General features: G+C 60.7%; 20 protein-coding genes. 6 read left to right on the top strand and 14 right to left on the bottom strand.

Annotation, left to right across the window (positions count from 1 at the left end; translation table 11 throughout):
• The first annotated feature begins 2 nt into the window (after positions 1 to 2).
• A complete protein-coding gene (locus tag ASD83_RS19765) occupies positions 3 to 674 on the top strand; it encodes a YqaA family protein (protein ID WP_082561374.1) in 672 nt (223 codons plus the stop codon).
• 2 nt (positions 675 to 676) lie between these two features.
• Here the strand turns inward: ASD83_RS19765 and ASD83_RS19760 are convergent, their stop codons facing one another.
• Together ASD83_RS19760 and ASD83_RS19755 are read right to left on the bottom strand one after the other, a co-directional pair.
• The gene (locus tag ASD83_RS19760; RefSeq protein WP_056314136.1) at positions 677 to 1,603 is read right to left on the bottom strand and encodes a helix-turn-helix domain-containing GNAT family N-acetyltransferase; all 927 of its coding nucleotides are present in this window, start codon (positions 1,601 to 1,603) and stop codon (positions 677 to 679) included.
• A gap of 58 nt (positions 1,604 to 1,661) precedes the next feature.
• Positions 1,662 to 3,011, bottom strand: coding sequence for a leucyl aminopeptidase family protein (locus tag ASD83_RS19755; RefSeq protein WP_056314135.1), 1,350 nt, complete (start codon positions 3,009 to 3,011; stop codon positions 1,662 to 1,664).
• 147 nt (positions 3,012 to 3,158) lie between these two features.
• Here ASD83_RS19755 and ASD83_RS19750 point away from each other — a divergent pair, with 147 nt between their 5' ends.
• Positions 3,159 to 3,929 carry a tetratricopeptide repeat protein gene (locus ASD83_RS19750; RefSeq protein ID WP_162249200.1) on the top strand — a complete coding sequence of 257 codons (771 nt, stop codon included), beginning with the start codon at positions 3,159 to 3,161 and terminating at the stop codon, positions 3,927 to 3,929.
• 21 nt (positions 3,930 to 3,950) lie between these two features.
• Here ASD83_RS19750 and ASD83_RS19745 read toward each other — a convergent pair whose 3' ends face one another.
• The 9 genes from ASD83_RS19745 to ASD83_RS19705 all read right to left on the bottom strand — a co-directional run bounded on the left by ASD83_RS19745 (position 3,951) and on the right by ASD83_RS19705 (position 12,340).
• Complete coding sequence (locus ASD83_RS19745; RefSeq protein ID WP_056314133.1) at positions 3,951 to 4,946, bottom strand: type II secretion system F family protein; 996 nt, start codon at positions 4,944 to 4,946, stop codon at positions 3,951 to 3,953.
• A gap of 17 nt (positions 4,947 to 4,963) precedes the next feature.
• Positions 4,964 to 5,941, bottom strand: coding sequence for a type II secretion system F family protein (locus tag ASD83_RS19740; protein ID WP_056314132.1), 978 nt, complete (start codon positions 5,939 to 5,941; stop codon positions 4,964 to 4,966).
• A 2-nt stretch (positions 5,942 to 5,943) separates the two neighbouring features.
• On the bottom strand, positions 5,944 to 7,443 hold the full coding sequence (locus ASD83_RS19735) for a CpaF family protein (protein ID WP_056314131.1): 1,500 nt from the start codon (positions 7,441 to 7,443) through the stop codon (positions 5,944 to 5,946).
• A 41-nt stretch (positions 7,444 to 7,484) separates the two neighbouring features.
• Entirely contained in the window at positions 7,485 to 8,762 is a 1,278-nt protein-coding gene (locus ASD83_RS19730) for an AAA family ATPase (RefSeq protein WP_056314130.1), read from the bottom strand.
• A gap of 27 nt (positions 8,763 to 8,789) precedes the next feature.
• Entirely contained in the window at positions 8,790 to 10,196 is a 1,407-nt protein-coding gene (locus ASD83_RS19725; RefSeq protein WP_082561373.1) for a type II and III secretion system protein family protein, read from the bottom strand.
• A gap of 13 nt (positions 10,197 to 10,209) precedes the next feature.
• Positions 10,210 to 11,148 carry a Flp pilus assembly protein CpaB gene (gene cpaB / locus ASD83_RS19720; RefSeq protein WP_082561372.1) on the bottom strand — a complete coding sequence of 313 codons (939 nt, stop codon included), beginning with the start codon at positions 11,146 to 11,148 and terminating at the stop codon, positions 10,210 to 10,212.
• Between the two features lie 199 nt (positions 11,149 to 11,347).
• The gene (locus ASD83_RS19715) at positions 11,348 to 11,860 is read right to left on the bottom strand and encodes a prepilin peptidase (protein WP_056314127.1); all 513 of its coding nucleotides are present in this window, start codon (positions 11,858 to 11,860) and stop codon (positions 11,348 to 11,350) included.
• Positions 11,857 to 12,072, bottom strand: a complete 216-nt coding sequence (locus ASD83_RS19710; protein WP_320409150.1) for a Flp family type IVb pilin — start codon at positions 12,070 to 12,072, stop codon at positions 11,857 to 11,859. Before ASD83_RS19710 ends, ASD83_RS19715 begins: the two co-directional genes overlap by 4 nt.
• 88 nt (positions 12,073 to 12,160) lie before the next feature.
• The gene (locus ASD83_RS19705; protein WP_056314126.1) at positions 12,161 to 12,340 is read right to left on the bottom strand and encodes a Flp family type IVb pilin; all 180 of its coding nucleotides are present in this window, start codon (positions 12,338 to 12,340) and stop codon (positions 12,161 to 12,163) included.
• A 344-nt stretch (positions 12,341 to 12,684) separates the two neighbouring features.
• Between ASD83_RS19705 and ASD83_RS19700 the strand changes: the two genes are divergently transcribed.
• The 4 genes from ASD83_RS19700 to ASD83_RS19685 all read left to right on the top strand — a co-directional run bounded on the left by ASD83_RS19700 (position 12,685) and on the right by ASD83_RS19685 (position 15,062).
• The gene (locus ASD83_RS19700; protein WP_056314125.1) at positions 12,685 to 13,128 is read left to right on the top strand and encodes a pilus assembly protein N-terminal domain-containing protein; all 444 of its coding nucleotides are present in this window, start codon (positions 12,685 to 12,687) and stop codon (positions 13,126 to 13,128) included.
• Between the two features lie 118 nt (positions 13,129 to 13,246).
• On the top strand, positions 13,247 to 13,774 hold the full coding sequence (locus ASD83_RS19695) for a TadE/TadG family type IV pilus assembly protein (RefSeq protein WP_056314124.1): 528 nt from the start codon (positions 13,247 to 13,249) through the stop codon (positions 13,772 to 13,774).
• Positions 13,774 to 14,352, top strand: a complete 579-nt coding sequence (locus ASD83_RS19690) for a TadE/TadG family type IV pilus assembly protein (protein WP_056314123.1) — start codon at positions 13,774 to 13,776, stop codon at positions 14,350 to 14,352. The genes ASD83_RS19695 and ASD83_RS19690 overlap by 1 nt, the downstream gene beginning before the upstream one ends.
• An 89-nt stretch (positions 14,353 to 14,441) precedes the next feature.
• A complete protein-coding gene (locus ASD83_RS19685) occupies positions 14,442 to 15,062 on the top strand; it encodes an HAD family hydrolase (RefSeq protein ID WP_162249199.1) in 621 nt (206 codons plus the stop codon).
• 51 nt (positions 15,063 to 15,113) lie between these two features.
• Here ASD83_RS19685 and ASD83_RS19680 read toward each other — a convergent pair whose 3' ends face one another.
• The 3 genes from ASD83_RS19680 to ASD83_RS19670 form a co-directional block, all read right to left on the bottom strand.
• Positions 15,114 to 15,509: a VOC family protein gene (locus ASD83_RS19680; RefSeq protein ID WP_056314121.1), complete on the bottom strand. Its 396-nt coding sequence runs from the start codon at positions 15,507 to 15,509 to the stop codon at positions 15,114 to 15,116.
• Positions 15,510 to 15,602: 93 nt separating this feature from the next.
• Positions 15,603 to 16,235, bottom strand: coding sequence for a uracil phosphoribosyltransferase (upp, locus tag ASD83_RS19675; RefSeq protein ID WP_056314281.1), 633 nt, complete (start codon positions 16,233 to 16,235; stop codon positions 15,603 to 15,605).
• 26 nt (positions 16,236 to 16,261) lie between these two features.
• On the bottom strand, positions 16,262 to 17,479 hold the full coding sequence (locus tag ASD83_RS19670; RefSeq protein ID WP_056314120.1) for a phosphopentomutase: 1,218 nt from the start codon (positions 17,477 to 17,479) through the stop codon (positions 16,262 to 16,264).
• Positions 17,480 to 17,481 lie beyond the last annotated feature (2 nt).

Below are 17,481 nucleotides of genomic sequence, written 5' to 3'. Positions count from 1 at the left end.
GCATGACCGATAGTGCACCGGCAGCCAAACTCAGCTTCTACGATCGTCTGAAGCTGGCCACCAAACATCGCCTGGCCGAGCCGATCCTCGCCCTGTTGTGCTTTCTCGAAGCCATGATCATTCCGGTCTTCCCGGAAATCATGCTGGCGCCGATGATCATCGCGGACCGCATGCGGGCCTGGCGCCTTGCCGCAATCTGCACCGTGGCTTCGGTAACGGGCGGCCTTGCGGGCTACGCGATCGGCTACTTCCTGTTCGATTCGGTGGGCAGGGGCATCATCGAATTCTATGGCGCCGCCAACGGCTTTGAATCCCTGCGCCAGAGTTTTAACGACAATGGCCCGCTGATGATCCTGATCGGCGCGCTTTCGCCCATTCCCTATAAGGTGATCACCATCACCTCGGGCGTGGCCGGGCTCGATATCTGGACCTTTGTTATCTACAGCATCATCGGGCGAGCGCTCCGATATTTCGTTCCCTGCGGGCTCTTTTACTTCTTCGGGCCGGTGGCCGGCGAATTCATCGAGAAGCACAAGAAATTCGCCGGCTGGGGCATGATTGCTCTGGTGATCATAGGCTTTGCCATGGCGCCGCTGCTGTTTCCCAAAAGCGATGCCAGCGTGGACCTGACGCCCAACCATGCCGAGATCGTGGACGCCAATCCAGAGGGCTGAGGCTAGAGTTCCAGTACCCAATACTGGCCGTTGAGATCGGCGCCGAAGGACTGGTGCCGTTCTTCCTTGGCCAGGACGAAGCCGGCCTTTTGATAGATCGAGCGGGCGGAGACGAGGCAATCCTGCGTCCAGAGCATGATGCGCTTGTAGCCCGAAATCCGCGCAAAGGTGACGGCTTCGGCAACGAGCCGGCCGCCGACGCCGCGACCGCGGAACATGGGTTCGACATAGAGCATGCGCAATTGGGCGGTACCCTCTTCGCCATCCGTCGCGGGCAGGACGAAGACCGATCCAGCCACCTCTCCCTCAAGCTCGGCCACCCAGATTTGCTTTGCAGGCGTGCCGGGCGCGGCTTCGTATTCGGAGTAGATGCGAGTGATGAGCGTTTCGAACTCGCCGTTCCAGCCCTGTTCGAGATGATAGAGCAGCGCCTGGCGATGAATGAGCCAGCCGATTTCGCCAATACGCGGCGCACGCAGAACCAGGGTAGAAGCCTCCGGTTCGCCCAGAAGCGCGGTAATCCGGCGCATGGAGCCGACAAGATCGCGCCGCTCGAATGGGTCCAGCGGATCGAGCAGCGTTTCGGCCGCCGCAGCATCGCTCATGGCGTTGAGACGCGCGGCCACCGCCCGGCCCTCCGGCGTCAGCCCCACGGGCGTGGAGCGACCGTCGGCGCTGCGTGGCAGATTGGCAATGAGGCCCTGATCAACGAGTTTCGCCATCAGCCGGCTCAACTGGCCACGATCCATGCCGAGCGTCGCGGCGATCTGAGCGCCGGTGGTCACGCCGTCCTTGCTCAGTTCATAAATGACCCGTGCCTCGGAGAGGGAATGCATGGTCTTGTGCATGCCCTCGTCGAGAAGACCGATGATCCGTGTGTAAAAACGATTGAAGGCGCGGACTTGAGCGATGTCAGCCGGATCGGCCATGGGAAACTCCTAGTTGCTTGATATTTTCAAGCAACTAGTTGTTTTTGTCAACTATATTCTACCGACCAAACCGCTGACGGATGACCGAAAACAAGGCGCGAATGCCCTGATCGGTGGCGCCGACCGGGCGGCCCGGACGGGCTTCGGGAGCCCAGGCGAGAATGTCGAGATGTACCCAGGCTTTGGCCTTGCTGACGAAACGGCGGAGAAAGAGAGCGGCGATGACGGAGCCAGCGTAACCACCCGCGCCGGTATTGTTGATATCGGCGATTTTCGAAGACAGCTGGCTGTCATAGGGAGACCAGAGCGGCATGTGCCAGAAGGGGTCTTCCAAACCGAGCCCGGCGGCGGTGATTTCCGCGGCCAGCGCGTCGTCGGTTGAGTAAAGCGGCGGCAATTCGGGGCCCAGCGCCACACGAGCGGCACCCGTCAACGTTGCCATATCGACGATAAGCTCAGGACTTTCCTCGTCGGCAAGGGCGAGGGCGTCGGCAAGGATCAAGCGGCCCTCGGCGTCGGTATTGCCGATCTCGACCGTGAGGCCGCGGCGCGAATGCAGCACATCGCCCGGCCGGAAGGCATTGCCGGCAATGGCGTTTTCAACGACCGGCAGCAGTACGCGCAGACGCACGGGCAGGTTTGCCGAGACGATCGCGTGGGCGAGCCCCAGAATATTGGCGGCGCCGCCCATATCCTTTTTCATCATCAGCATGCCGGCGGCGGTCTTGATGTCGAGACCGCCGGTATCGAACGTGACCCCCTTGCCCACCAGGGTCACCTTGGGGTGGCTTTCATCGCCCCAGGTCAGATCGAGAAGACGCGGCGGCTCGGCACTGGCACGCCCGACCGCATGGATCATCGGGAAATTTTGCTCAAGAAGCTCATCCCCGACAATAGCCTTGAAACGCATGCCGCGTTCGGCGGCAAAGCGCTCGACTTGCCTGTGCAGATTGTCAGGGCCGAGATCGCTCGATGGGGTATTGACGAGATCCCGGGCGAGCGTGGCCGCCGTCACATGCCGGTCGACTTCCGCGCCATCGGCGTCATCGGGCAGTACCAGCGTCGGCACGGGTTTGGCTTCGCGATAGCGATCGAAACGATAGGCGCCGAGACGGAAGGCCACGGCGGCAAGGGTTGGATCGCCAAGCTCCCCTGCGAGGCGGTATTCGGCGGCCGGAAGCGCTGCGGCAGCGAGGCCGGCGACAAAGGGCGGGCGCCCCTCCGTGGCACCGACGCCAAAGAGATAACCGGCGAGCCCATCGGCTTCGCCCGGCAGTGCCAGCAGCTTGCCGCGCTGACCGAAAAAGCCGTTGGCTTCCGCCCAGATCCGCTGACGCGCCGTCAGATGATCGCCATCGAGCCCCCCTTCGCCGACGAAGATGACGGGGATCGGGGATGGGATCGACATAGGGCTGCTCCGGCTTGGCTTTGCCTCATAACTAGCCCTCGGCCCCTCGTTCGGCAATCGGCCAGAGTCTCACTTTAACCGGCTGTTAGGGTTAATGATTTATTGCTGGAGCCGATGAGGGCGTCTGTCCCGGGCAGGAGTTCAGCCTTGTTGCGTGTCGTTTCCAAGAGCCGATCCCTGCGCTGCGTGCTTCTGGCCGGCGTGGCGGCACTGAGCCTTTCGGCCTGTGCCTCCAATCGCGGGCAGCTTGGGGCGACCGACTATGCGGCGCTTCCCAATGAACAGCGCCAACAGACGCTGGCGGAACTGACCGGCCGCTACAAGGCCAATCCGCGCGACCGCAATGTCGTCATTCACTATGCAGCCGCGCTTCGGGCCGCAGGCCAGCCGCAACAGGCAGCAGCGGCGCTCGAACAGGCGATGAGCGCCTATCCCAACGATGTCGATCTGTCGGTCGCCTATGCCAAGGCCCTCGCATCGATGGGCAGTTTCGATCAGTCCATTGCCGTGCTGGACCGCGTGATCCGGCCCGATGCGCCCGATTGGAACGCGCTCTTGGTCAAGGGCGCATCACTCGACCAGATGGGCCGGCATGGCGAGGCGCGCACGCTTTATGGCCAGGCCGCAACCATCGCGCCGGGCGAAGCGGCGATCGAGACCAATCTTGGCCTCTCTTTTGCCATGACCAATGAGCTCCCCGCAGCCGAGCAACACCTGCGGCGCGCCGTGCAGATGCGCGGTGCTTCGACCCAGACCCGCCAGAACCTAGCGCTCGTCGTGGGTCTGCAAGGGCGCTTTGAAGAATGCCGCGCCATCTATTCCGCGGAGCTGCCGCCCGAACAGGTCGAAGCCAATATGGCCTATGTGCGGGCTTTGCTGACCCAGCAAAACCGCTGGGACATGATCGACAAGGGCTGACGCCTCGGCGCGCCTTGGGACTTAGCTCCCACCCATCATGCCATTACCCATCACCTTGAGGATGGCGGGCGCCATGATGACGATAAAAAGCACTGGCAGAAAGAACAGGATCAGCGGCACGGTGAGCTTGGGCGGCAGCGCGGCAGCCTTCTTTTCGGCCTCCATCATACGCGCCTCGCGGCCCTCTTCAGCCATAACGCGCAGCGCCTGACCCACCGAGGTGCCGTAGCGGTCCGCCTGAATAAGAGCGGTCATCACGGCCTTAACGTTGTCGAGACCGGTGCGGCGGCCGAGATTTTCATAGGCGCGCGTGCGATCTTCGAGGAAGGACAGTTCCGCCGTCGTCAGCGTCAGTTCTTCGGCCAGTTCGGCGCTTTGGTGGCCGATCTCCTTGCCGACGCGTTTGAGAGCATGTTCCATCGACATACCCGCTTCCACGCAGAGCAACAGGAGATCGAGACAATCGGACCAGGACCGGCGAATGGAGGACTGGCGTTTCTGCGTCGCATTCCTCAGCATCAAGATCGGCAGATAGGACCCGACAACCCCGGCGCCAACGGCATAGACGAGATTGAGAAAGACCGGACGTTCGCCCGGCACGATCAAAATCAGATAGATACCGGCAATCGCAAAGACCACGAAAGGCGTCACAAAGCGCTGGAACAGGAATGTGGTGAGGTGTCCCTGGCCGCGATAGCCGGCCATAGCCAGCTTGTCGACGGTGTTGTCGTCCTGAAAAGCCTTCTTGAGGTCAAAGCGGTCGACCGCCCGTTTCATATAGGTCTTGGTCTCGGTCCCGCGGCGGATCGAACTGCGTCCATCATTGACAGGGCCGCCGCGCAGACGCGCCATTTCCTCGGCCCGCATGCGATCGCGCTCGACAGCGACACGCTTGATGCGGACGCGCATGTCCTGCTTGACGATCATCGAGGAGCCGAAGGTGAAAACCACCGCCGCCGCTGAAATCGCCGCCAGAAGCGCGATCAGAAACTCGCGCGATGTGAGCATCTCGACCATGTGATGGGGCTCCCCGGCTAGATTTCGAACTGAATCATGCGGTTCATGACAAAGGCGCCCATGCACATCATGAGCGCGGCGACGCCGAGCCAGATATTGCCGATGGGTGTCTGGATCAGCGGCGAGAGATATTCGGGCGAGATTACCGACACCATGATGGAGACGAAAACCGGCAGCGAGCCGATGATGCCGGCGGAGGCCTTGGCTTCCGAGGACATGGCGGCGACCTTCTGCTTCATCTTCTTGCGATTGCGCAGCACGCGCGCGAGGTTGCCGAGGGCCTCGGAGAGATTACCGCCCGCCTGTTGCTGCACGGAAATGACCACGACGAAGAAATTGACCTCGGGCAGAGGCACCCGATCGAGCAGGATCTGCACGGCCTCGGTCATGGAAAAGCCGAAGGACTGCTGGTCAAGAACACGGCCGAATTCGGACCTCACCGGCTCCTTGGTATCCTTGGCGACGACGCGCATGGAATCGTTGAGCGGCAGGCCTGTCTTGACGCCACGCACGATGGCTTCGACCGCATTGGGCAACTCGTCGAGGAACAGGTTCTGATATTTCTTGCGCCGCCGCATGACATACATGCGCGGCAGCAGATAGGCGCCTGCCACCGCGAAAATGGCGGCGAAATAATAGGGCACCTGGACGATTAGCAGGACGACGAACAGGCCGGCGCCGAACAGGCAGCTGTTGCGGATGAAAGCGCCGAGCGAAACGGTCATGCCCGCCTGGAAGATGAGATCGGGCAGTTTTATGCGCTTCTTGGCGTTGAGTTCGTCCGTCTGCGCCTTAAGGGCCTGCTGAACGGTCTTGCGGCGCGCATCGCGCGTCCGATTGACATCGAGTTCGCGGCGGGACGTGCGAATGTCGCCCTGATAGGCCTTGAGGCGCTTGTCGGCGCGGCTATTGCCAAGGGCCGAGGGGACCAGGGCAAAGCCGGCAGCACCAACCGCGATGATAGCCAGAACTGCAAGCAGGATGGTGATGAGCATGCCTAGCGCCCCATCAACTCGTGCTGTTCGGTATTGGCCTTCTCCAGGGCCTCGACCAGATTGGCCTCTTCATTGAAATAGCGCGCGCGCTCGGTGAACTGGGGCTTGGTGATGCCGGTCGAGCGGTGCTTGCCGAGCAGCATGCCGTTGCTGTCTTCGCCCATGATGTCATAGACGAAGACGTCCTGGGTGACGATCACGTCGCCTTCCATGCCCAGCACTTCGGAAATGTGGGTGATGCGGCGCGAGCCATCGCGCAGACGCGCGGCCTGCACGACGACGTCGATCGAGGAGACGATCATTTCGCGGATGGTGCGGCTCGGCAGGGAATAGCCGCCCATGGTGATCATGGATTCAAGACGTGAAAGAGCTTCGCGCGGGCTATTGGCGTGCAGCGTGCCCATGGAGCCGTCGTGACCGGTGTTCATGGCCTGGAGAAGATCAAAGCTCTCCGGGCCGCGGACTTCGCCGACGATGATGCGTTCGGGGCGCATACGGAGGCAATTCTTGATGAGATCGCGCATGGTGATCTCGCCTTCGCCTTCAAGGTTGGGCGGGCGGGTTTCCAAACGCACCACGTGCGGCTGCTGGAGCTGAAGTTCGGCGGAGTCTTCGCAGGTGATGACGCGCTCGTCCTTCTCGATAAAGGCGGTGAGGCAATTGAGCAGCGTCGTCTTGCCCGAACCGGTACCGCCCGAGATCAGCACATTGGCGCGCACCCGGCCGAGAATGCGCAGCACCTCGGCGCCCTCGGGCGAAATGGAACCGTATTTAACCAGCTGCTGCAGCGTCAGCTTGTCTTTCTTGAACTTTCGAATTGTCAGAGCGGCGCCGTCGATGGCCAAGGGTGGCGCGATGACGTTGACGCGCGAACCGTCCGGGAGGCGGGCGTCGCAGATGGGCGAGCCTTCATCGACGCGGCGGCCGACCTGGGACACGATGCGCTGACAGACGTTCATCAGGTGCGCGTCATCGCGGAAGCGCACATTGGTCAGGCGCACCTTGCCGCCGACTTCGATATAGCACTTCTGGCTGCCGTTCACCATGATATCGGCGATGTCGTCGCGGGCGAGGAGTGGCTCAAGCGGACCATAGCCGAGCACGTCGTTGCAGATATCCTCGAGCAGGTCTTCCTGCTCGGAAATCGACATGACGATCGATTTTAGCGCGATGATTTCCCCGACGATGTCGCGGATTTCCTCGCGCGCCGATTGCTGCTCCATCGTCGCCAATTGGCTGAGGTCGATGGAGTCGATCAGGGCGTTGAAAATCGCCGACTTAGTCTGGAAATATTCCTTGTCGCGCTGCGCATCGACGGGATTGCGCACATCGAGCACTTCGTCGGTGGTGCGCTGACGCGCCGCCATGCCGTCGCCATCCGAGGCGCGGCGCTGCGCCGGTTGCACTGGTGCGGGCTCGGGCCGGGCCGGGCTCGGAATCGGGCGCGGGATTTCCCCCACGCCTGGCGTATTGCCGCCGAATGTCGTCCGCTTACCAAACATGCTCGCCTCGTTCGTCTTCCTTCGCTTCCCCTAGTGGCGGCTCACGCCCGCTTCTTGAGGAAGGACGGCAGTTTCATCAGCCCCGCCGACTTGCCCGCGCCATGCGCCGGCTGGCGTCCGGTCACCTGCATGCCGATATTGCGATAGACCTCGTTGACCTTGTTATTGGCCGCGACCTCGGCCACCATCTGTCCGTTATTGGCCGCCGTACCAAAGAGCGCGGCGTCGAAACCGATCTGCCCGATGAGATCGCATTCCACCGAGGAAGCGAATTCGGCCGAGCCGATTTCAGGCCGCCGGGCAATGCCCTGCCGGTTGATCACGAGGCTTGGGGCCTTTTCCGTCGGGCGCAGGGCCTTGATCGTGTCCGCCAGGTTCTTGGCATTGCGCAAATTGGCTAGATCGGGCTCGGCGACGATCACCACTTCATCGATGGTCGAGAGCGTGTGCCGCACCCAGGCATTCCAGGCATGGGGAATATCGAGGATGATGACCGGCACGGATTTCTGGCAGATCTCGACGATCTGTTCGAATTCGCGCTCTTCAAAATCCCAGGTCCGGTCAAGTGTTGCCGGGGCCGTGAGGAGATTGATGTGATTGGCCGCCTTGCTCATCAGGCGGTCGAGCATGGTCTGATCGACCTTCTGATTGGCCAGAACCGCATCGGCCACGCCGTGGGGTGGGTCTTGATTGAAATTGAGACCTGCCGTGCCGAAGGCGAGATCCATATCGATGATCAGGCAATCCTGCCGCAGGACCGTGGCAATGGCCCAGGCGACATTGTGGGCGACCGTAGAGCCCCCTGCCCCACCCTTGGCGGAGACAAAGCCAATCGTCCGCCCGATGGGCGCGGCGCCCTCACCGGCAAAAAGCTCGGTAATGGCCGTGACGATGATCTGCGCCGTAGACGGCAGCACGATATATTCGGAAATGCCCGAGCGGATCAGTTCGCGATAGAGCAGTACGTCGTTGACGTGGCCCAAGACGATGACGCGCGTCGTCGCATCGCAAACCTCGGCGAGGCGTTGCAGCGCCCCCGGGATTTCCTCGGGAGGCAGCGCGGTCTCGACGATGATGAGATTGGGCGTCGGGTTGGTCTTGTAGGTCTCGATCGCGCCATCGATCCCGCCATTGTGCGTTGTCAGCGCGACTTTGGACATGCGGCGATCGTGGACGGCGCTTTCAACGAGTTGGGCGGTCTGGGAATGCTCGCAAAAAGCCTGGATGGTGACGCGCGGCACGAGGCGCGCGCCAGGCGCGATCTCGGCTGCCGCTTCTTCGAGCTTTGCCGGTTCGTCCGAGGTCAGGAAACTCTTCATTGTACTACTCCTTGCACCATCGAACGCTCAATCGAGCACGAAGCCGACCGACCCGCTGAACCCGCCACGCATGCCGCCGCTTCCAGCCACGCCATACTGATTTTCGAGCTTGCCGAGGAAGATCGCTTCCGCGTCGCTGGCCGGGGTCGAAAAATCGGTTGGCACAGCGATACTGCCGGCGGGAGCGGGGTTGACGAGATAGGGCGTGACGAGGATGACCAATTCGGTCTCTTGCGTCTGGTATTGATTGGATCGGAATAGGGCGCCCAGGATCGGGATATTGCCCAACCCCGGCAATTGCGAGATGGCGCGGCTGGTGCGCTCGTCCAGGAGCCCGCCTATGGCAAGGGTGGCGCCTGCCGGCAGTTCCACGGAGGTCGAGGCCTTCCGCGTCTTCAACAGGGCGGCAGTGTCGGGTTCAGACACCGAGGTGTCTACCTTGATCGCGATCAGCCCATTGGACTTCACAACAGGGGTGAAGTCCAGCTTCACACCATATTCCCTAAGGGTATAGGTGGGATTTCCCTTGTCGTCGGCGCCGGACTGGTACCTCACTTCACCGCCGACGAGGAAGTTCGCGGTTTCGCCTGAAAGGGCGGTCAGCGTTGGCTGCGCCAGCAGGCGCAGCGCATTGCGCTGTTCCAGCGCCTTGATCGCGGCGTCGATCTGCAAGTTTGCGACCGGGAAGCTGCCGGTTGCGGCATTGTTCGCACCCCAATTGGTGCCTGTCGTCGTATTTGAATTGAAACCCAGATTGGCCGAGCCGACGGCAAGAGTCCCAGACAAATTGATGCCAAGCTGCCTTGCCACCTCACGGCGCACTTCAGAAACGGTAACCTGCAACATGACCTGCTGGGCGCCCGCCACATCGAGAATATTGGCAACGTTTTCCGGCGCGCCGGCAAACTGGATGGCCACCTGCTCGGCGCGGGCCTTATCGTCCGAGGACAACACCGAACCGGTCAACACCACGCGGTTGGTAGAGCCTCCGATGGTAACAGATTCAACCGAAATCCTGGAGCCTGGAATGACGCGTGCCAATGCTTCCTCAAGCGCATTGCCCACCTGGGAGGGCTCCTTGATGACGCGCAGATCGAGAACCTGGATGGTGCGGCCGGCATCGTCGATGAAGAAGATATTGGTATTGCCGCCGCCAATGCCCTGCACGATGGCACGGGTGCGGGTGCGCATGATTGCCGCGGCGACATTGGGTTGAGACACCACGACTTCGGCTACGCCGGCGGGTAAGTCGACGATGATCGACTTGTTGAGCTCGACATCGAGATTGCGCTGGGCGCCATAAGCAGTCGAGGCGATGGTAATCTGCGACTGCGCCTGGGCCGGCAGGGCCAAACCGAGCACGCTCAACGATAGTGTACCGGCCAAAGCCAGCAAGCGGAGGGGACGAAGTGCGGTCTGCATTGTCGTTCTCATTGTGCTCTCCCGCCTATTGCGGCATCAGCTGCGGTTCGACCGCATCGACCTGGATTTCCATTTCGCCTTCAGAAAAGCCGCCTTGCGGGACAAATTCACTGGCGGGCGCGAATTCGGAGGCGGGGGCGGCCTGCGCCACAGTGCCCGCCATGACGCTCTGTTCCTTGCCGAAGCGGATGACGCGAACGGCCTGGCTGGTGCTGGCAGGACGCTGCGCATCTGCCCCCTTGCCGAAATCGGTGATCGAGCGCAGCGTCAGGCTCAACTGGCCACGCATCGAGGCGTTGATCAGCGTTTCTGCCTGTCCCGGGGTCAATTCGAGCGTCGCCACGGTGCTCTTGTCGAAGATCTCAGGTGCCGGGCTGTCCTTCTCGGCTTTTTCATCGCCGCCGCTGGCACCCATTTCGCCGAGGCGCTTGCCGATGGCGAGGACGCGCACATTGGACAGCACGACTTCGGACTGCTGGCCCGTGGGGGTCGAGGTGGTCAGGAGCACGTCGACATGGTCGTTGGGCACGACGAAGCCACCAGCGCTCGACAGGGCGTTAACCCCGACTGCCACGCCGCGCATGCCCGGAGCCAATACGGCCGAGAGATAACCCTGGTCCGAGCGAACCAATTTTTGCTCGCGGATCGGTTCGCCGGGGAAGAATTCGAAACGCGCGACAGCGCCGGTCAGCTTGGCCGGCGCGTCCGGCATGGTCGATATGGTGACATATTCCGAACGCACGGCGCCTTCGGGCCAATCCTGCCATTCCAATGTATCGGGCTTGAGCCGCTCGCCGATGCCGATCGGTGCCCTGGCGACGAGAACCTGCGTTTTCTGCTCTTGCACGACCTGCGTGACGACTTCCGCCGACGGCGCCGGTGCACGGGTGCGCATAACCAGAAACGCAGCAAGACCACCTGCGACAAGGGCCACCACTACCAGGATTATGCGTGCTGGTCTCATGACCCACTCCGGTTACACCGGGCGCCGGGCGCCCAATTCCACCGGTGAATTATGGAAGCAAAGGGTCAAGTTTTGGTTAATCGAGCGCTAAGGCTTGCGGTTAACAGATTATGAATACTTGCGATTTGCAAGCTAACGACAAAAAAGCGGGCCCCGGCAGCGAGCGCCGGGACCCCGATATTTCGCCGCGGGGGAAGGCTCAAACTGCGAGGCGCTCGAAGATGGCCGAGTTCGAATAGACCATGATGCCGGCGGCGGCCATGGCGATGCCGTATGGAATGCCCGACTTACGGTTATGCAGACGCTCAAGCCAGGCAAAACGCGTAACGATCGGATTAAGGGGAACGCGGCGCAGGCTAAGAATGAGCAAGGTCAGCACGCCGCCGAAGATGGCTGTATAAAGCAGATAGGGAACCGTAGATCCGAAACCCAGCCATAGTGTCGTCGCGGCGGCAAGCTTGGCGTCGCCGCCACCGATCCAACGCATCGCAAACAGAAAAAAGGCGACAATGAGCACCACGAACGCGCAGAATACATGCATCGCCAGTTGCTCAAGCGGCATGCCGATCACGATGGCGACGACAAAGAAGGAGGCGGTCATGACCAGAACCAGGCGATTGGAAATGCGCATGGTCAGCAAGTCAGACGAAGCCGCGAATGCCAAAAGCGCGGGGAACAGAAAAAGCGCTGCACTGGACACAGAAGTACTCATGACGCCCCACTAAGGGCGGGATTGAGGGCATCACTGATGAGGTCATACATCGCTGTTACATTATCGTTGACCACTAACAGTGAGGCGATGATCACTACGGCGATGAGGCCAGCGATCAGCCCATATTCAATAGCGGTAGCGCCGCTTTCATCAGCCTTCAGCCTGCGTAACACCCGCGCCACATCAGCCCCCGACAGTTTTTTCGACGTCAATTCCTATCGCAAATACCTTAACGAAAAGGGAGGGCAGCCGCCCTCCCTCTCGCATTCGTCTGCTCTATGCCCTTAGCCGGCTGCGACTTCAGGGCGTCGCCGGTTTCGGCTCCAGTGCGGTGCCGATATCCTCGAAAACAGTGGTCAGGTTGGTTCCGACCGTCGTGACCACACCGATGATGACGACAGAGATAAGAGCGGCGATAAGGCCGTATTCGATTGCGGTTGCGCCGGATTCGTCCTGCGCGAAACGTGCGAAAATGTTCATGTCCCAGGCTCCTTTTTTACACGTCCTCGAGTGACGCCTCACGGCCAGTCACACAGCGAAGATGAGGTCAGACTAGCCAGCACTGATTGCAAATGAGTTAATCGAAGTATTTCCAAACAGCTGATTTTGCGCAAAAAAATCTATGCTTTTCAATGAATTAACGAGATCGATTGCATTCGAATGAATGCCTTCTCTACACACCGAGGCTGACGTTATTTTGAATGATCAATCAACAACTTGAGTGCACCTGTTTCTACTCTTATCCACACCCGACCCCCCAGCGTTTGCCAAGTGTTTACCATTCCGAGCGATCCTGCTGACCAAGTTTCCGCGTGGATGGTCCAATGCTTCGCCTTTCAGTCCTTACAGGCCTTTGTCTCGTCCTTCTCGGCACAGCCACAGCATGGGCCCAGGCCGATGCCCCGATCGATGTGAAGGTGAACATGGCCCGGGTGCTGCGCGTCAGCGCCCCCGCCGCGACCGTGATCGTCGGCAATCCCGGCATTGCTGACGTAACGATCCAGGATCCGCAAACGCTGATCCTGACGGGCAAGAGCTTCGGCCAGACCAATCTCATCGTGCTCGACAGCCTTGGCGAGCCCATTGCCGATACGCTGATCGAAGTGGTGCAGATGCAGGCCGGGGTCACGACGGTCTATCAGGGGCAAATGCGCACGACGCTTGCCTGCGCGCCCGTCTGCCAGCCAACCGTTATGATGGGCGACGACAACAACTTTACCAGCCAGGCACTGGCCTCGTCGCAACTGGTGCAATCGGCTGCCAATTAAGCAAGACTTCCTTAACCAGCGGCGCATTTGCAGCGGCAAGCTAACGAAACCTTAGTGTTGAACCGCCAGCTTCCGTACTCGTGAGGAAAGCACGTAGTTTTCCGGACAGGAACGAGGCATGTCACGCTGGCGGCTCAAATCCCTGGCGCGCGATACGCGCGGGGCGACGATGATCGAATTCGCCATTCTGGCGCCGATTTTCTTCGCGATTTTGATGGCCATCCTCGAAACCTCCGTGCAGTATTTTGCGGCCCAGGTGCTGGAAAGCGGCGTCTATGATGCCAGCCGCTCCATTCGCGTTGGCCTCGCAAAGCGCGACGACTGGACGGCTGCCGACTACAAGAACAATGTCTGCGGTCGGCTCTATGGGCTTTTTGGCGACTGTGCCGACATGCACGTCAATGTGCGGCAGATCAGTGATTTCCAATCGGCCGGCTTTTCAGTTCCGCTCGACCTCACCTGCAAGCAGGATTGTGACTGGACCGAGGATGAGGTCTGGACCAACGGCGGCACATCGGCGGTCATGCTCGTGCAGGTCTACTATCGGTATCCCTCCATTTTGCAGTTCCCCTACGCGCCCAACAGGCTTGCCGACGGCCGAATCCTGCTGAGCGCTGCCACCGTTTTCCGGAACGAGCCGTTCTGATGCGCGGGGCCGGAGAACGCTTCCTGAATACGCTGCGGGCATTCTGCCGCCGGGAGACTGGTGTCGCGGCAGTGGAATTCGCGCTGGTCGTGCCACTCATGCTCAGCGTCTATCTCGGCTGCACCGAGGCGGCGGCACTGCTGACGGCGGACCGGAAGGTGCAGTCCGTGGCCGGGGCCGTTGGCGATCTTGTGGCACGGTCCAACAAAACGATCTCCCAGGGTCAGTTGGAAGACTATTTCCTCGCGGCCACCAGCATCATGGCGCCCTATGACGCCTCGACCCTGATACAGACGATCACGGCCGTGTCGGTTTCCGATACCAATGAGCCGACCGTCCTGTGGTCGGTACGCTACGAGAATGGCGACCTCTCAACCACCGTTGCAGATCACCCCAAGGAAAGCCCCTACAACCTCCCCGTGGCAATGGCGGCCATTGCGACCGGCCAGACCGTGATCGCCGCAGAGGTTGAATATGGCTACCGCCCGCTGCTCGGCATCGTGTTCAAGGAAGCGCTGGACCTCAATCGCTCTGCACTCTTCATGCCGCGTTTTGGCGGTACGATCACCTTGAACTGACCCTTGGCGGGTCGTCCGACTTGAATGCTTGCCGGTCCCACGCGGCCATGCCACAAGCGAAAACCCCTTCCTCCGATCAGATCATGAGCATGAACGACACCATCATCCCCGTCTTCGACCTGGGCGGCGTTTTCGTCGACTGGAACCCGATGTACCTGTTCCGCAAGCTTTTTGAGAGCGAAGAGGACGCGCTCTGGTTCCACCAGAACATCTGCACCAGCGACTGGAATCTCGAATTCGATGCCGGGGAAATCTATGCCGAGGGCGTCGCCAAGCTGATCACCCGGTTTCCAAAACACTGGCGCGAAATCCAGGCTTTTGACCTGCGCTGGAAGGAAACGCTCGGCGATTTCATCCATGGCACGGTGGACATCCACAACGAGCTGATCGAGCAGGATATTCCCACCTTTGCCATTACCAATTTTTCCTGGGAAAAGTGGGTGAGCTGCCTTGGCGAATGGCCATTCCTCGAAAAGTTCGATGGCGTCATCGTCTCCGGCCTTGAGGGCTTGGTGAAACCCGATCCGCGTATCTACCGCGTCTTCTGCGAACGCTATGGCTTTGCGCCCGATAGCTGCGTGTTCATCGATGACAGCGAGCCCAATATCGTCGCCGCCCGCAAGTTTGGCATGCACGGCATCCACTTCAAGGAGCCAGCGCAGCTCCGGGCCGAACTGATCGCCCTTGGTCTGCCGCTCAAGGCAAAGTAAAACAAAACCCCCGAGCGATCCGGGGTTTTTCATTTTTGGCGGGCGAGGGACCTACTGGAAACGGCCGCCCCTCTGGATCACTTCGATCTTGTAGCCATCAGGATCGGTGGCGAAAAAGAAGCGCGCAACGGGCACGTTGCCGTTCTTGAAATCCACGAGCTTGCCGACGGTAAAGCCCTCGGTGTTGAAGCGGTCGTATTCGGCCTGGAGATTGTCGACAACGACGGCAAGATGCCCATAGCCATCGCCGAGATTGTAGGGCTCGGTGCGGCCGTGGTTGATGGTCAATTCGAGTTCGAAGCCATCGAGCTCCTGGGCCAGATAAACCAGCGTAAAATCGGCGAATTCGATGCGATTGACGATCTCAAGGCCGAACGCACGGCGGTAGAAATCGACAGACCGATCTTCGTCGATGACGCGGATCATCGAATGGGCGAGTTTTGCCATTTTCTTGGACCTCGTAATCTGGAGTGGACGAGCAAAGCGCGGACCTCGCGCGTGGCGCGCCCTGTCCGGAGCGCGACTAGCGCGTGAGGACCGTTACTTCGTGCCGTACATGCGGTCGCCGGCGTCGCCGAGGCCGGGAATGATGTAGCCCTTCTCATTGAGATGGCTATCGATCGAGGCCGTAAAGACAGGCACATCCGGATGGGCCTTGGCAAAATTCTCGATGCCTTCGGGCGCCGCGAGGAGGCAGAGGAAACGGATATTGTTGGCGCCGCGCTCCTTGAGCTTTTCGATAGCGGCGGTTGCCGAATTGCCGGTCGCCAGCATGGGGTCGACCACGATGATGAGGCGGTCTTCGAGATTGGAGGGCGCCTTAAAATAGTATTCGACCGGTTCGAGCGTTTCGTGATCGCGATAGATGCCGATATGGGCGACGCGCGCCGCCGGAACAAGATCGAGCATGCCATCAAGGAGGCCATTACCGGCGCGGAGGATCGAGGCGAAAACCAGCTTCTTGCCCTTGATCGCCGGCGAGTCCATGGCCGACATCGGCGTCTCGATCGGGATCATTTCGAGTTGCAGATCGCGCGTGACTTCATAGCACATGAGGTGGGCGATTTCGCGCAGGAGCCGCCGGAAACCGGCGATGGAGGTTTCCTTGTTGCGCATGATCGTCAGCTTGTGCTGGATCAGCGGGTGATCGATGACCGTGACATTGCCCACCATCTTGCTCATATCGATCGCCTTGTTGTTTATAGAAAGGATTTGCCGTGACGGCCGGGCGCAAGGCCGAGCCAGGCGGCTATGCTTTCGCCAATATCTGCGAAGGTTGAGCGAATGCCAATCTCCCCCTGGGGCAGGGCTGGGGAAAAGACGAGGATCGGCACCTGTTCGCGCGTGTGGTCAGTCCCCGGCCAGGTTGGATCATTGCCGTGATCCGCCGTCAGAACGAGTAGATCGTCATGGCGCATCTTGGCGATCAGTTCGGGCAGGCGGGAATCGAAAAGCTCGAGAGCGGCCGCATAGCCGGGCACGTCGCGGCGATGGCCATACTCAGAGTCAAAATCGACAAAATTGGTCATGATGAAAGCGCGGTCGGCGGCCATCTCCATGGCGTCGAGCGTCTTGTCGAAGAGCTGCGGAATGCCGGTGCCCTTGAGCTTGTGGGTGACGCCCGAGCCTGCGTAGATGTCCGAGATTTTGCCGATCGCGTAGACCTGATTGCCGGCCGCTTCATTGCGATCGAGCAGGGTTGGCTCGGGCGGGGAAATCGCAAAATCGCGGCGATTGCCGGTGCGTTTGAAGGTTTCGGCACTCTCGCCGATAAAGGGGCGGGCGATGACGCGGCCGATGTTCAGAGGCGCAGTCAGTTCGAAGGCGATCTTGCAAATCTCATAGAGGCGCTCGAGGCCGAAATGGCTCTCATGCGCGGCGATCTGAAAAACAGAGTCGATAGAGGTGTAGCAGATCGGCTTGCCGGTGCGGATGTGCTCTTCGCCCAATTCGGCGATGATCGTGGTGCCCGAGGCATGTTTATCGCCCAAAATGCCGGGCAGGTTGGCGCGGCGGATGAATTCTTCGATCAGGTCGGGCGGGAAAGTGGGTTCCATCTGCGAAAAATAGCCCCAGTCGAATGGCACGGGAACGCCAGCGATTTCCCAATGGCCCGAGGGCGTATCCTTGCCCTTGGAGATTTCGCGGCCGACACCGAAGCGGCCGCCCTTGGGCGTGTCTGAGAGGCCTGGCGGCAAAGTGCCAGTAGACAGTTTTATGGCGGCGCCGAGACCCATGGCGTCCATGTTGGGAACATGGAGGGGGCCGGAGCGCAGGCCCTGTCGATCGGCCTTGCCCAATGCGGCCCATTCGGCGATGTGGCCGGCCGTGTTGGAGCCGACATCACCGTAGGTCACGGCATCGGGCGCACCGCCGATACCGACGCTGTCGAGCAGGCAGACAATGGCGCGGGGCATGG

The organism is Devosia sp. Root685 (assembly GCF_001427875.1).
In the GTDB taxonomy this organism is placed as follows: domain Bacteria; phylum Pseudomonadota; class Alphaproteobacteria; order Rhizobiales; family Devosiaceae; genus Devosia.
The sequence above is the reverse complement of the archived record's forward strand: the minus strand, read 5'-3'. Positions and strand labels throughout refer to the sequence as shown.